This window comes from Rhizobium sp. BK379, assembly GCF_014193955.1.
Lineage (GTDB): Bacteria > Pseudomonadota > Alphaproteobacteria > Rhizobiales > Rhizobiaceae > Rhizobium.
Genome location: NZ_JACIAD010000004.1, coordinates 343,202 through 356,883, shown reverse-complemented (window position 1 = coordinate 356,883; position 13,682 = coordinate 343,202). Strand labels below are relative to the sequence as shown.

The window sequence follows — 13,682 nt, the reverse complement described above, 5'->3', positions numbered from 1 at the left end:
GCGCAGCTGCAGCGGTTAGCGGCGGGCGTCGTCCAGCCCATGCCAGGATTCGAACAGTGTCGGACGCGTTGTCCGCGCTGGATCGACGGCATGTGGATGCGCATGGGCGATCATCCTCACCAACAAGGGGCGGCGGAAATCTTCGATCAGCGGTACAATGTTGTCCGCGGACAACGTTGCGAGCGTCATTTTCCAGCCAGGGTCAGAGCAGCGGAGAGGATCGACTAAGACTTCCGATCCGATCCGGCGGAGGTGAAGCCGGGAAAATGGGTTCCGCAACGGTCGACGCCGTCCGGTTCGTGCATCCTTGCACATCCCATCGCCACCCGCCGGCGCAATGCGTGAAAGGTCAGGCCTGCACCATGCCGCCTGATCAGCGCCTGTCGGTCAAAAGCGCCGTGACGATTGCAGATGAGACAGGCGACCGTGATGGAAGGCTGCCGGACGAGGCGCAGCGTCAGCTCATCGGTGGCATATGTCGATATTTTTTTTCGGTCCATCCATTGTCCGTAGTTGGCTGCGTTCGTTGATTTTTTATCTTTCCGGCAATGTGGACAGCGCATCCTGTCGAAATCCCGTTCGAGACCATGCGCGTTGACTCACATTCCAATTAGGAACAAATAAAGAACATATCTGCTTTTCTGCACTCTGCAAACCTTGATGAAGACCGGACATGGCTCGCCCAAATGCAAACCCTGTGATTTCTGAGCTTCGGGCGCGCATTCAGCACCTTGATGGAATGGCTGCCCGTCCCAAGAACGTCCTTCCCTTCGGCGTCAGCGAGATCGACGAAACGCTACCAGGTGGCGGACTTGCCTATGGTGCAATCCATGAAATTGCCGGCGGTGGGGCCGGCGCCGTCAATGGGGCTGCAGCCGCGCTTTTTGCCGCCGGCATCGCTGCCCGCACGCGCGGCATCGTCGTCTGGTGTCTGGCGCGAGCGGACCTTTTTGCTCCTGCGCTGGCGCAGACCGGTCTGCATCCGGACCGGGTCATCTATGTCGAGGCAATCCGCGAAGACTATGTGCTTGAAGCCTGCGAGGAGGCCCTGCGCTTCGGCGGGCTTGGCGCCGTCGTCGCCGAGACGGCGCGCCTGCCTATGGTCGCGTCGCGGCGCCTTCAGCTGGCGGCCGAAGCCTCCGGTGCGCTCGGCCTCATCATCCGGCGCTGGCGCCGTCCGGCCGAGGCCGGCGAGTTCGGGCGCCCGACGGCTGCCGTCTCGCGCTGGCGCATATGCGTCCTGCCGTCGGAGCCGCTTCCGGTTCCCGGCATCGGCAGGACGCGCTGGCATGTCGAGCTGATCCGGATCAAGGCCGGCGAAAGTGCAGAATTCATCCTCGAGGCATGTGATGGTCAGGGTCGTCTCCGTATTTCTTCCGACGCTGCCGACGGATCGCATCAGACGCGCCGATCCGTCCATTCCCGCTGAGGCGCCGCTCGTCGTCGTCGCCCGCAGCGGTTCGAAGCGGTGGCTGTCGGCCGTCGATGCCAACGCCAAAAGGCTCGGCCTGCGAAGCGGCATGCCGGCGGCCAAGGCCCAGGCGCTGGTGCAGGGTCTCGTCATGGTCGATGCCGATCCTTGCGCTGATCGAGCTGCTCTGGAGCGCATCACCCGTTGGGCGCTCTCTCAATATTCGCCAATCGTTGCGGTCGACCCGCCTGACGGCATCGTCATGGATACCGAAGGGGCCGACCACCTGCAGGGCGGGGAAGGGCCGATGCTGTCACGCCTCGTCAACAGCTTCCGCGCCAAGGGCCTGCCCGCGCGCGCCGTCGTTGCCGACAGCTGGGGAGCGGCCCACGCATTGGCGCGCACGATCGCGCAAGAGACACGGGTGGTCGCCAAAGGCAAGACGGCCGAGGCCGTCATCGATCTGCCGATCTCATCGCTTCGTCTCGACACGGAGATCATCACCGGCCTGCGCGTCCTTGGGTTTGGCACCGTCGGCGAGCTTGCTGCAACGCCAAGGGCACCGCTGACGCAGCGCTTCGGGCCGGAAATCGTCCGCAGGCTCGACCAGATGTTTGGCCGGCTGGCAGAACCTATCGATCCGCTTCGCGCGCCCGAATGGGTCGAAGTCTCCAGGTCCTTCGCAGAACCGATCGGTGCGCCGGAGACGATCGCCAAATATATCGCCGTTCTGGTGCGCAGGCTCTGTCATGGTCTTCAGGAAAAGGGTCTTGGCGTACGCCGCGCCGATCTCATCGTCCACCGGGTCGACAATAGCGTCCAGGCTTTGCGAGCCGGTACCGCCAAGCCAGTGCGCGACGTTGCCTGGCTGACGAAGCTTCTTCACGACCGGATCGAGCGCATCGAGCCGGGCTTCGGCATCGAAAAGCTCTCGCTTGCCGCGACGCTCGTCGAGCCGCTGGAAGACCGGCAGATCGCCTCCAACCTGATCGATGATGACAAGGTCGACATCGCCGCCTTCGTCGATATTCTCGCCAATCGCGGAAAATTTCGGATCTACCGGGTGGCACCGGTAGCAAGCGATGTTGCCGAACGATCGCTGAAAGCCATCTCGGCGGTCGCAGAAGAGCAGGGGCAGAACTGGCCGCTGATCTGGCCGCGTCCGGTCCGGTTGCTCGATCGCCCGGAAATGATCGAGGTCATGGCCCTCATGCCGGATCATCCTCCCGTCTGGTTTACCTGGCGTGGCAAGCGCTACCGTGTCAAACAGGCCGACGGGCCTGAGCGCATCTTCGGAGAATGGTGGCAGCGATCGTCCGAATGGCTCGCCGTGCGCGACTATTTCACGGTCGCCGACGAAAATGGCGAACGCTACTGGATCTATCGCGCCGGCGACGGTGTCGATCCCGAGACTGGATCGCATCGCTGGTTCCTGCACGGAACCTTCTCATGACCTATTGCGAGCTGCAGGTCACCACGCATTTTTCCTTCCTGCGAGGCGCCTCCTCGCCCGACGAACTGTTTGCGCGGGCCAAGGCGATGGGCATGGCGGCGCTTGGCATAACCGACCGAAATTCGCTGGCAGGGATCGTTCGGGCGCTGGAGGCATCGCGCGCCACAGGACTTCGCCTCGTCGTCGGCTGCCGTCTCGATCTGAGCGAGGGCATGTCGATCCTGGCCTATCCGACAGACCGCGCTGCCTATCAGCGGCTGACGCGATTGCTGACGCTGGGAAAGAGCAGGGGCGGGAAAGCCAAGTGCATCCTGAGCCTCGACGACGTCTCCCTCTACGCAGAAGGGCTGATCGGCATTCTGGTGCCGGATCTTGCCGACGAGACCTGCGCCGTCCGGCTGAGAAAAATGGCCGAGATATTCCAGGACCGGGCCTATGTGTCTCTCAGTCTCCGCCGCCGGCCGAACGACCAGTTGCGCCTGCACGAGATTTCCGCCATGGCGGCCCGCTACAAGGTCCGCACCGTCGTCACCAATGACGTGCTGTTCCATGAACCGTCCCGCCGTCAGCTGCAGGACGTGGTAACCTGCATCCGCAATCGCACGACGATCGACGATGTCGGCTTCGAGCGCGAGCGCCATGCCGACCGGTACCTGAAGCCGCCGGAGGAAATGCAGCGACTATTCGGGCGTTACCCTCACGCACTTGCCCGCACCGCGGAGATCGTCGCGCGCTGCACCTTCTCGATGGAGGAACTGACCTATCAATACCCGCAGGAGGCAATCGTTGCCGGTATGGATGCCCAGCAATCGCTGGAGCATTATGTCCGGCAATATATTCCGACACGCTATCCCGAAGGATTGCCGCAAAAGGTGCTGCGGTCGATCCGCCACGAGCTCGATCTCATCAGGGAGATGCGCTACGCGCCGTATTTCCTGACGGTCTTTTCGATCGTGCGCTACGCCCGCAGCCAGAATATCCTCTGCCAGGGGAGGGGGTCGGCCGCCAACAGCGCCATCTGCTACATCCTCGGCATCACCAGCATCGATCCCGATACAAACGATCTGTTGTTCGAGCGCTTTGTCAGCAAGGAGCGTGACGAGCCGCCCGACATAGACGTCGACTTCGAGCACGAGCGGCGCGAGGAGGTCATCCAGTGGATCTACAAGACCTATGGGCATCACAAGGCGGCACTCTGCGCTACGGTCACGCGCTACCGCACGAAGGGCGCCATCCGCGACGTCGGCAAGGCGCTCGGTCTGCCTGAAGACCTGATCAAGGCGCTGTCGTCGGGCGTCTGGGCCTGGAGCGAGGTGGTCGGCGAAAAGCAGGTCAGGGAGCTCAACCTCAATCCGGAGGATCGCCGCCTTGCCTTGACCCTCCAGCTTGCACAGCAGCTGATGGGCGCGCCACGCCATCTCGGCCAGCATCCCGGTGGCTTCGTGCTCACCCATGACCGGCTCGACGATCTCGTCCCGATCGAACCGGCCTCGATGGTCGACCGGCAGGTAATCGAATGGGACAAGGACGATGTCGAGGCGTTGAAATTCATGAAGGTCGATGTTCTGGCACTCGGCATGCTGACCTGCATGGCCAAGAGCTTCGCCTTCCTGCGCGAGGCAAAGAACATCGACCTTGACCTTGCCGATATCCCTCAGGAAGATCCGGCGACCTATGCCATGATCCAGAAGGCGGACACGCTTGGAACCTTCCAGATCGAGAGCCGGGCGCAGATGTCGATGCTGCCGCGCCTGAAGCCGGAAACCTTCTACGATCTCGTCATCCAGGTGGCGATCGTCCGCCCCGGCCCGATCCAGGGCGACATGGTCCATCCCTATCTGAGACGGCGGGAGGGCAAGGAAAAACCGGACTACCCGACACCGGAACTCGAAACGGTCCTGCGCAAGACGCTTGGCGTGCCGCTCTTCCAGGAAAGCGCCATGAAGGTCGCCATGGTCTGCGCCGGCTTTACCGGCGGTGAGGCCGACCAGCTCAGAAAAAGCATGGCGACCTTCAAGTTCACCGGCGGCGTCAGCCGCTTCAAGGACAAGCTGATATCGGGCATGATCGGCAACGGCTATACGCCCGAATTTGCCGAAAAGACCTTTGGCCAGCTCGAAGGCTTCGGTTCCTATGGCTTTCCGGAAAGCCATGCCGCCAGTTTTGCATTGATCGCATATGCCTCGAACTGGATGAAATGCCATCATCCCGATATTTTCTGCGCCGCACTGCTGAACAGCCAGCCGATGGGCTTTTACGCGCCGGCGCAGATCGTGCGCGATGCGCGCCAGCACGGCATTACCGTGACGCCCGTCTGCGTCAACCGCTCGCGATGGGATTGCACGCTGGAACCGATCGATGGGCGAAACGATCGGTTTGCGGTTCGGCTCGGCATGCGCATGGTCCGCGGCCTGGCGACGGCGGATGCGGCCCGGATCGTGGCCGCGCGCGCCGATCAGCCCTTCGAGAACGTCGACGACATGTGGCGGCGCGCCGGCATCCCGGCTGCCTCGCTGGTCGAGCTCGCCGAGGCGGACGCCTTCGGGCCGTCGCTCGGACTGGAGCGCCGTGACGCCCTCTGGGCGATCAAGGCGCTGAGAGACGAACCGCTGCCGCTGTTTGCCGCTGCAGGAATTCGCGAGACGAGGACCGTTGCCGAGCAACAGGAGCCGGATGTCGAACTGCGGCAGATGACGCAGGGCCATAATGTGGTCCTGGACTACGGGCATACCGGACTGACGCTTCGCGCTCATCCCGTCACATTCCTTCGCCAGGACCTTGCGAAGCGTTGCATCGTCACCTGCGCAGAGGCAATGTCGGCACGGGACGGTCGCTGGCTGATGGCGGCGGGACTGGTGCTGGTGCGCCAGCGGCCCGGATCGGCAAAGGGCGTCATCTTCCTGACGATCGAGGATGAGACGGGCGTTGCCAATGTCGTCATCTGGCCGACGCTCTTCGAGCGGACGCGGCCGATTGCGCTCGGCGCCTCGATGATGGCGATCAACGGACGTATCCAGCGGGAGGGCGACGTCGTCCATCTCGTCGCCCAGCAGCTTTTCGACCTCTCTGCCGGTTTGAACGGCCTTGCCGATCGGGATATCGAATTCCGAGCGGCAACGGGCAGGGGAGACGAATTTGCGCATGGTTCGCCCGGACGACCCGATACGCGCGAACCGCCGGCAACTGCAATCAAGGCACGCGACATCTTCATCCCGGATCTGCATATCGACAGCCTGAAGGTCAAAAGCCGAAACTTCCACTGAGGTCGGAATTTGTCGCCCGGTTGCGCGCAAGGGCAGGAACATGCGCCGGCCCCACGCTATTGACGCCGTCACGATCCGGGACATGTCCACAATCTCGTCCCAACGGAGCTACAACCATGACCGATCCGCATAGCGAACTGATCGACCACCTTCATCTGCGCGTGGCCGACCTTGAGGCCAGTCGTCGTTTCTATCGTGCGGCGCTTGCTGCCCTTGGCCGGACGTTCACCTCGCACAGCGACAGGCATTTTGCCTGCGATCCATTGTGGGTTGACACGGCCGACGGACAGGTCTCCAGGGTCCATTTTGCGTTTCGGGCCGCCGACCAGCAGGAGGTGGACCGGTTTTACGCAGCAGCCCTCGATGCGGGTGGAACAGACCATGGCGCGCCCGGCTATCGCGACTACCATCCCGGCTATTATGCAGCCTTCGTGCTCGACCCGGACGGCAACAATATCGAAGCCGTCTTCCATCGGCGCTAGATCCTTTCCGGCACCGGGCCTCTCGTTCTCTGAAGCCAAATCTCCTCGGCTGCCCTTTGCGGGAACAAAGAGACCGGCTTGATGTTTTCGGGCAAGGAGGTGCACATGCCGAAATTCTTCTTTCAGGTCATCGACCGTACGAGCCCGGAACCGACCGAACTTGCCCATGAGTTTCCAAGCCTCGAAGAAGCCAAGAAGGAGGCACGGCTGGCGCTTGCCGAAATGGCGTGCGAGGGCCTGCCGGAAGCTCCGCTCAACATGATCTCGGTCGAGCTTTTCGACGAAGACAGGGTTCCGATCGCGGAATTCCGGCTGCTGCTCGAGGAAATTCCCAAGATGGCGCAGGCGAGATCGGCTGACGGGGCCTGATCTGGCAGTGCCGGTCGGCCGCCATTGCGACGGACAAGCCGCCCCGCACAGGACCCGTTATCGGACAGGAGTTCCCGTGAATACAGCAAATCTTCAATTGGAAGGCATGGTGATGGCTCTTGCAGCGCTGTGCCAGGCGCTTGCCGAAAAGCAACTGCTCAGCCACGAGGCAATAGACGCGGCCCTGGCGCAGGCAAGAGACGCTGTCGAAGGCGATGACAGTCACCATCTGTCGGAGGCCAACCAGAACGCGATCCTGTTTCCGATCCACCTTCTGCGTCTTGCCAACCAGGCGCACGAACGGGGCGAACGCTTCACTTTTTCCGACTATGCAGCGCAGATCGGCAGGCTGACGTGATGTTTGACGGCTTCGCGCTGGATTTCGTGCAAACGCGATACGGGTCGATCCGCGTCAGGCACGGGGGATCGGGTGATACGGTGCTGTTGCTGCTGCATGGTCATCCGCGCACCCACATGACATGGGGCGGCGTGGCGGACCTGCTTGCTCCCTCCGTCAGGCTCGTCTGCCCGGACCTGCCGGGTTTTGGGCGCTCCTACCTGCCTGCCGATGCACCTGAAAGCCGTTTCTCCTCAAAGAAAGCCAAGGCCGAAGCGCTTGTCGACATGATGAACAGGCTTGGCCACGAACGCTTCGTGGTCGCCGGCCATGACCGCGGCAGCCTGACGGCCTTCCGGATGGCACTCGATCATCAAGACGCCGTCAGCAAGCTCATCATCATCGACGGGCTGCCGGTGCTCGAACATCTGGAGCGTGCCGACTGGTGCTTTGCCAGGGATTGGTATCACTGGTTCTTCTTTGCGCAGCCCGACAAGCCGGAACGCGCCATCAACGCTGATCCACTTGCATGGTACGATCAGGTCGTTCCCGATCGCATGGGACCCGCCGCATACCAAGACCTGGTCGCTGCCCTCTGCGACCCGGCGGTCGTCCATGGCATGATCGAGGATTATCGAGCCGGTCTTCGCATCGACCACGTGCATGAGCGCCAGGACCGCGACAGTAACCGTCTGGTGGAAGCACCGACCCTATGTCTGTGGTCGCTCAGGGACGACCTTGAACAGATCTACGGAAATCCGGTCGCCATCTGGCGCCGTTGGGCACGCCACGTGCATGGGTTTGGAATCGACAGCGGCCATCATGTCGCCGAGGAAAATCCGGCAGCTTTGGCACGCGCGATTGCCGATTTCATCGCCTGAGATCGCCGCGACGCGACCCAGGTCGCTGGTCTCAACCGGATCCCGGCATGACGGATTTGTCGTCATTTTCGGGCAGTGCTCCACTTCCCGGCGTCTTCGCCTCGTCTGTTAGCGCCTTCTTCGCATGCGGCCCGGCAGCGGGCAGCGCGCCTTCAGTTGGCTTGTCGAGCTTGTCGAGGTCCGACCGAGCCTGTTCCACCGCCTCGCGCGCTTGCCTGTCTTGACCCATCGCCTGTCTCCGTTCGCGTCGATCTTTGGACCGGCATAACTTTCCTCCAGCCCGAATGGTTCCGGCAATCGGCACGTCCGGGTGACGGATCGACAGCCGCGCATCAAGGTCAGGGCAGCCATGCAGACAAGCGCCATGGAAAGTCGTGACTTGGGCGCCATGTCCTGTTCAACTGCAGGGAGGCGATATGCACGAGCAACGCGTTGTCGTCCTGATCGTCGATGACGAGATCATGGTGCGCATGGCATTGTCGACAGAGCTTCAGGACGCAGGTTTTACAACGATCGAGGCGATGAATGGCGCAGATGCACTCAAGCACCTGAACGAAGACAAAGATATCGATGTCGTGGTCTCCGACATCAGGATGCCGGGAGCGATCGACGGTTTTGCTCTTTCCAGAGCAGTTGTCCGGACGTGGCCAGACAAGAAAGTCGTGCTGATGTCGGGAGACCGCCCCTTACGGCCCGGCGATTTGCCCGGGGCCGTTCGTTACATCGCAAAGCCTTATGAGATCCGCCAGCTTGTCGCTCTGATCCGGACGCTCGTCTATGGCTACTCTGATTAACGAAGGCTCTACGCTCCTCATAGCGAAGAGGAGGGGACCAGGCCGATCGGCCTTGGCTGCTGACCAAGCTCTGGCGCAAAACCCAAAGACGACCCCTGCAGGAGATCCCTGACTTCGTTTTCCTCCCACCCGGCAGAAACGGCGGAGGCGACAAGCGCGGCGTTCTTTTCGGTCTCGCTCGCCCCGCAGGTCTCGTCGAGACGCCGGCGGGCAACATCAAGACATTGCTTCAAGTTTGTTTTGCGCGAAGCTGCGTCGGGCCAAAAGGTCGGCGATGCAACATAGGTCGTGAATGTCATGGTCAATCCTCCTGATCAGTTGATCGATGAACGCGGCTTGGCGCGCACCGTTCCACACATTCTCCTCAAGGCGCCGGCAAAGGGCAGGCATCGCCGTGTCAGTGGCCTTGTCGCCTGTATCCACCAAGCCGCCGGCCGACGAAGGCTGTCCATGACACCCGGAACTTCGACGGATTGCCGGCGTTAAGCGGCCAACAGATGGAGAAAGACATGAGCCAATCCAAATCACCCGCCGTTCAAGCTTATGAACTCGACAAGGCCAACAGGCAGGAGCGGGAAGCCAAGGGCGAGCTCGACCAGGCGCTGGAGGATACGTTTCCAGCCTCCGATCCGGTATCGCACTCAATTACGTCGGTGGCCGGCGCGCCGCAAAAAAGCGACGCTGCCGAGCGCGAAACCTTTGTCGAGGGCGCGCGCGGCTTCATCAAGAAGAACCCAATCGCAGCTGTCGCCATGACTGCCGTGGTGGCATGGATCCTCGGCGCCACGCGGTGAAGACCAAGCGCTGCCTCCGGCTGTTAACCCTCTCTTCACCATAAAAGGAGACGAACAGCGGGCGGCTGTATCGATTTGGGACAACAGGCGTTCCCTTCCTGACTGAACAGAAAGGTGCGGGAATGGCAAAGGTCCTGATCGTCGAAGATGAAACACTGATCCGTTTTTCACTTGCCGACGCGTTGATCGACGCGGGTCATGTGGTGGTCGACTGTGGGAATGTGCTCGAGGCCGTGGCAGCACTCGCCAGGCATGACGATATCGCCGCGGTCGTGACCGATGTCGACATGCCGGGGGGCCTGAGCGGCCTCGATCTTGCCGCCCTCGTCAGAAAGACCAGGCCTTCGGTCCCGCTCATCGTGACCTCTGGACGCGTGATCGACCTCTCCGCCCTCGAAGGCGCCGCCTTTCTTGCAAAGCCTTATGATTTTGCAGCGCTTGCTCGAAGGCTAAGCGAACGTCTTGAACAAGGCGGGCAAAAGACAGGCTTGCGGCCTGCTCTTCCGGCGGCGCGCTACCGCGCCCTTTGACGCGCCAGCGCGTGGCGCCGCCTTTCATTCCGGTCCCGGTGCTTGGTCCCCACGCGCATCATCTGAGGCGGCGCCAGGGAACAAGTAAAGCGCTTGAAGGTTCATCTCCGCAACCTTCAAACATCGTTCATGGACCGGACGCGCGGAGACAGACCGAGTGATGACGACAGCATCCCCTTCGACCGCTTCCCTTCACGTTTCGCGGATCTACTATGTCAACCCGCTTTTATTGTCTGGCCGGGATCGCTGGCTGGAGGTCTTCGATCACGCGGCCTTCCTCGGCTTCGACACCGTCCTGACGGCCCCTCCTTTTCGAAGGATGGCAGAGAGCCTGTTCTCAACCGTTGATTATGACGCCCTCGACCCGGCGCTCGGCCTTGAGGGGGGAGCTGAAGAGGCGCTTGCCGGGTTGGCCACAGAGGCTGAAAGCCGCGGGATCAGCTTCATGCTCGACCTTGCGATCGGCGCAGGCGTCGCAAACGACGATGCCCGCCTGCTATCCCTTGATCCGAGACGGTCGCCTCTTATGCCGCTCGTTGGGTCGCCCCCATCCGGCGATGTCGAGGCATGGCAGGCGCGGCTTTTACGTCTGGTTGCTGCTGGAATCAGCGGCTACCGGGTTATCGGCCTCGAAAGGCTCGCGGCCGGTCAATGGCAGCAGCTGATCGCAGGAGCCAGGGCCGCAAATGCGGCAACGCGTTTTCTTGCCTATACGCCCGGGACCGACTTTGGGCTGCGAAATGGCTTGCGGGCGTGCGGGTTCGACGCCACCTTCACCTCGCTTGCCTGGTGGGACTTGCGCGAAAGCTGGTTTATCGAGGAGTACCGGCTGCAGCATGGGCTCGCACCGCAGATCGCCTTTCCCGAGGCCCCCTTTGCCAGACGGCTTGCGCATGGCACCGAGAGCAGGGAGATCCGCGAGCATCGCTCGCGCCGGGCGCTGCGACTGGCGGCGGAAATCGGCGATGGTCTCCTCGTGCCGATGGGATTCGAATTCGGTGCCGGGCTGCCGCTCGATCCAACGCATGGGCACGGCGAGGGGCTGCGCAGGCTAAGAGCCGAAGGCGCCTTCGATCTGACGAGCGCACTGCGTGAATTGATGGCGGTCCGTAGCAGCCAGGCGATGCAGCTCGTCAATTGCGATACCACGAGCCAGGTGAGCATCCTGTCGCAGGCCGATGCGGCTGATCTTCGCACCGCCGCCACGGTGAGACTGATCGCCGTCAACAGGGACCTTCGTCGATCGGCATTGCTTCCCGAAACGATCCTCAATCGCGCCGTTTCTCCATTCGTGCCGGTGGACCCTGGCGCCTCCGGCCAGCGCCTGGAGCCGGGCGAGGTGCGCCTGATACCAACGCGGGCGCGCGCCTCCGTCACGGCAGAGCAGGGAGATCTGCCGCTTGCGGAAGCGACGAGGTCAGCGCGCATCGCCATCGAAAAGATTGCCCCGCAGGTCGACGAGGGTCGCTTCCCTGTCAAGCGCATCGTCGGCGATACGATGGTCGTCGAAGCCGACATCTTTGCCGATGGGCATGACCTTCTGGCGGCAGCCCTTCTCCACCGTCCGCGTGGCGAGGTCGAATGGCGCCAGGAACGCATGACGCTTGCCGAAAACGATCGATGGCAGGCAAGCTTCGTGCTCGACCGGGTCGGCCGCTTCGAGTTCTGCGTCGAGGCGTGGAAAAATCCTTTCGCGATATTTCGCTACGAACTGGTCAAGAAACATGAAGCCAGGCTCGACCTGCGTCTGGAATTGATCGAAGGCGAGGCACTGATCCGCGCTGGCGCAGCCGATCCGGCCGCCGCGATGATTGCCGAGGAGCGCGCGGAGCTCGACGCGCTTGTCGCCGAACTGGAGCGCCGGGAAGGCATGTCCAAGCTCGACATCCTGCTGGCGCCGCGCACCGCCGAACTCATGGCCCGCGCCGACCGGCGCCCGTTTGCCACGCGCAGCGGCACCTATGGCGTCGAATCGGAGCGGCGCGAGGCAGGATTTGCGAGCTGGTACCAAATCTTCCCGCGTTCACAGAGCGGAGACCCCAATCGTCACGGCACGTTCGAGGATGTGATCGCACGTCTGCCGGCCATTCGCGACATGGGGTTCGACGTCCTTTATTTCCCGCCCATCCATCCGATCGGCCGCACCAACCGCAAGGGCCGCAATAATTCGCTGAGCGCCGCACCGAGCGATCCGGGCAGTCCCTACGCCATCGGTTCTGAAGCCGGCGGCCATGACGCCATTCATCCCGAGCTCGGTGAGTTCGACGATTTCGAGCATCTGGTCGAGGAGGCGCGAAAGGCAGGTCTGGAAATCGCGCTCGATCTGGCAATCCAGGCCTCTCCCGATCATCCCTGGTTGAAAGAACATCCCGGCTGGTTCGACTGGCGGCCGGACGGCACCATCCGCTATGCCGAAAACCCGCCGAAGAAATACGAAGACATCGTCAATGTCGACTTCTACGCCAAGGATGCGATACCGGACCTATGGGTCGAACTGCGCGATATCGTCGAGATGTGGGTCGAAGAGGGCGTGCGGCTGTTTCGTGTCGACAATCCTCACACCAAACCTTTTCCATTCTGGGAGTGGCTGATCGGCGACATTCGCGCGCGCCGTCCCGACGTCGTTTTCCTGTCGGAGGCCTTCACGCGGCCCAAGGTCATGTACCGACTTGCCAAGATCGGCTTTTCGCAATCCTACACGTATTTTACCTGGCGCAACGAGCGCTGGGAGCTCGAACAGTATATGAGCGAACTCACCACGAGCGAGGCGCGCGAATTCTTCCGGCCGCATTTCTTCGTCAACACCCATGACATAAACCCGGATTTCCTGCAGAACGCGCCGCGCCCGGCCTATCTCATCCGCGCCGCGCTCGCAGCCACCCTGTCGGGCCTCTGGGGCGTCTATAACGGTTTCGAGCTTTGCGAGGGACGGCCTGACGCCAAGCGCAAGGAATATGCCGACAGCGAAAAATACGAGATCCGCGCCTGGGACTACGATCGCCCGGGCAATATCAAGGCGGAAATCGCCATGCTCAACCGCATCCGCAGGGACAACGCCGCCTTGCATTCGCATCTCGGGCTGACGCTTCTGCCCTCGTCGAACAGGAACGTCATGTTCTTCGAAAAAGCCGACAGCGGGCGTCATAACGTCTTGCTGATCGCCGTCAATCTCAATCCGCACGGGATCGAGGAAAGCAACGTCGAGTTTCCGCTCTGGCGGTTCGGCCTCGGCGACGGCGCGACGCTCGCCTTCGAAGACCTCGTCAGCGGCCAGAATTTCAAGCGCAGCGGAAAGTGGCAGACGATCAGGCTGGACCCGGCCTCTTTGCCATTCGCCATATGGCGGGTCAGGGCAGGAGAGACCTGAA

The 13,682-nt window shown here is 62.1% G+C and carries 13 protein-coding genes; 11 read left to right on the top strand and 2 right to left on the bottom strand.

Features of this window, described 5'->3' with window-relative positions; translation table 11 throughout:
• Nucleotides 1-673 precede the first annotated feature (673 nt).
• The 7 genes from FHT93_RS20595 (at nt 674) to FHT93_RS20565 (ending at nt 8,196) form a co-directional block, all read left to right on the top strand.
• A complete protein-coding gene (locus tag FHT93_RS20595) occupies nt 674-1,429 on the top strand; it encodes an ImuA family protein (RefSeq protein ID WP_183849162.1) in 756 nt (251 codons plus the stop codon).
• Nucleotides 1,350-2,864 (top strand): DUF6504 family protein, encoded by a 1,515-nt coding sequence (locus FHT93_RS20590; protein ID WP_183849160.1) that lies wholly within the window; start codon nt 1,350-1,352, stop codon nt 2,862-2,864. The genes FHT93_RS20595 and FHT93_RS20590 overlap by 80 nt, the downstream gene beginning before the upstream one ends.
• Nucleotides 2,861-6,127, top strand: coding sequence for an error-prone DNA polymerase (locus tag FHT93_RS20585; protein ID WP_183849158.1), 3,267 nt, complete (start codon nt 2,861-2,863; stop codon nt 6,125-6,127). The genes FHT93_RS20590 and FHT93_RS20585 overlap by 4 nt, the downstream gene beginning before the upstream one ends.
• A 116-nt stretch (nt 6,128-6,243) precedes the next feature.
• Nucleotides 6,244-6,609 carry a VOC family protein gene (locus tag FHT93_RS20580; RefSeq protein WP_112543719.1) on the top strand — a complete coding sequence of 122 codons (366 nt, stop codon included), beginning with the start codon at nt 6,244-6,246 and terminating at the stop codon, nt 6,607-6,609.
• 105 nt (nt 6,610-6,714) lie between these two features.
• On the top strand, nt 6,715-6,978 hold the full coding sequence (locus FHT93_RS20575; protein WP_183849156.1) for a hypothetical protein: 264 nt from the start codon (nt 6,715-6,717) through the stop codon (nt 6,976-6,978).
• A gap of 76 nt (nt 6,979-7,054) precedes the next feature.
• Entirely contained in the window at nt 7,055-7,336 is a 282-nt protein-coding gene (locus FHT93_RS20570) for a hypothetical protein (RefSeq protein ID WP_183849154.1), read from the top strand.
• Nucleotides 7,336-8,196, top strand: coding sequence for an alpha/beta hydrolase (locus FHT93_RS20565; RefSeq protein ID WP_183849152.1), 861 nt, complete (start codon nt 7,336-7,338; stop codon nt 8,194-8,196). The genes FHT93_RS20570 and FHT93_RS20565 overlap by 1 nt, the downstream gene beginning before the upstream one ends.
• 31 nt (nt 8,197-8,227) lie before the next feature.
• Here FHT93_RS20565 and FHT93_RS20560 read toward each other — a convergent pair whose 3' ends face one another.
• A complete protein-coding gene (locus tag FHT93_RS20560; RefSeq protein WP_183849149.1) occupies nt 8,228-8,425 on the bottom strand; it encodes a hypothetical protein in 198 nt (65 codons plus the stop codon).
• 187 nt (nt 8,426-8,612) lie between these two features.
• Here FHT93_RS20560 and FHT93_RS20555 point away from each other — a divergent pair, with 187 nt between their 5' ends.
• Nucleotides 8,613-8,990 (top strand): response regulator, encoded by a 378-nt coding sequence (locus FHT93_RS20555; protein WP_112543722.1) that lies wholly within the window; start codon nt 8,613-8,615, stop codon nt 8,988-8,990.
• Between the two features lie 17 nt (nt 8,991-9,007).
• On the opposite strand, the gene FHT93_RS20550 is transcribed toward FHT93_RS20555, so the two are convergent.
• Nucleotides 9,008-9,289 (bottom strand): hypothetical protein, encoded by a 282-nt coding sequence (locus tag FHT93_RS20550; protein WP_183849147.1) that lies wholly within the window; start codon nt 9,287-9,289, stop codon nt 9,008-9,010.
• Nucleotides 9,290-9,499: 210 nt separating this feature from the next.
• Between FHT93_RS20550 and FHT93_RS20545 the strand changes: the two genes are divergently transcribed.
• From FHT93_RS20545 to FHT93_RS20535, 3 genes are all read left to right on the top strand, one after another.
• Nucleotides 9,500-9,784, top strand: a complete 285-nt coding sequence (locus FHT93_RS20545; protein ID WP_183849145.1) for a hypothetical protein — start codon at nt 9,500-9,502, stop codon at nt 9,782-9,784.
• 122 nt (nt 9,785-9,906) lie between these two features.
• Nucleotides 9,907-10,314: a response regulator gene (locus FHT93_RS20540; protein ID WP_113207849.1), complete on the top strand. Its 408-nt coding sequence runs from the start codon at nt 9,907-9,909 to the stop codon at nt 10,312-10,314.
• A 160-nt stretch (nt 10,315-10,474) separates the two neighbouring features.
• Nucleotides 10,475-13,681: a maltotransferase domain-containing protein gene (locus tag FHT93_RS20535; protein ID WP_183849143.1), complete on the top strand. Its 3,207-nt coding sequence runs from the start codon at nt 10,475-10,477 to the stop codon at nt 13,679-13,681.
• Nucleotide 13,682: the final 1 nt, after the last annotated feature.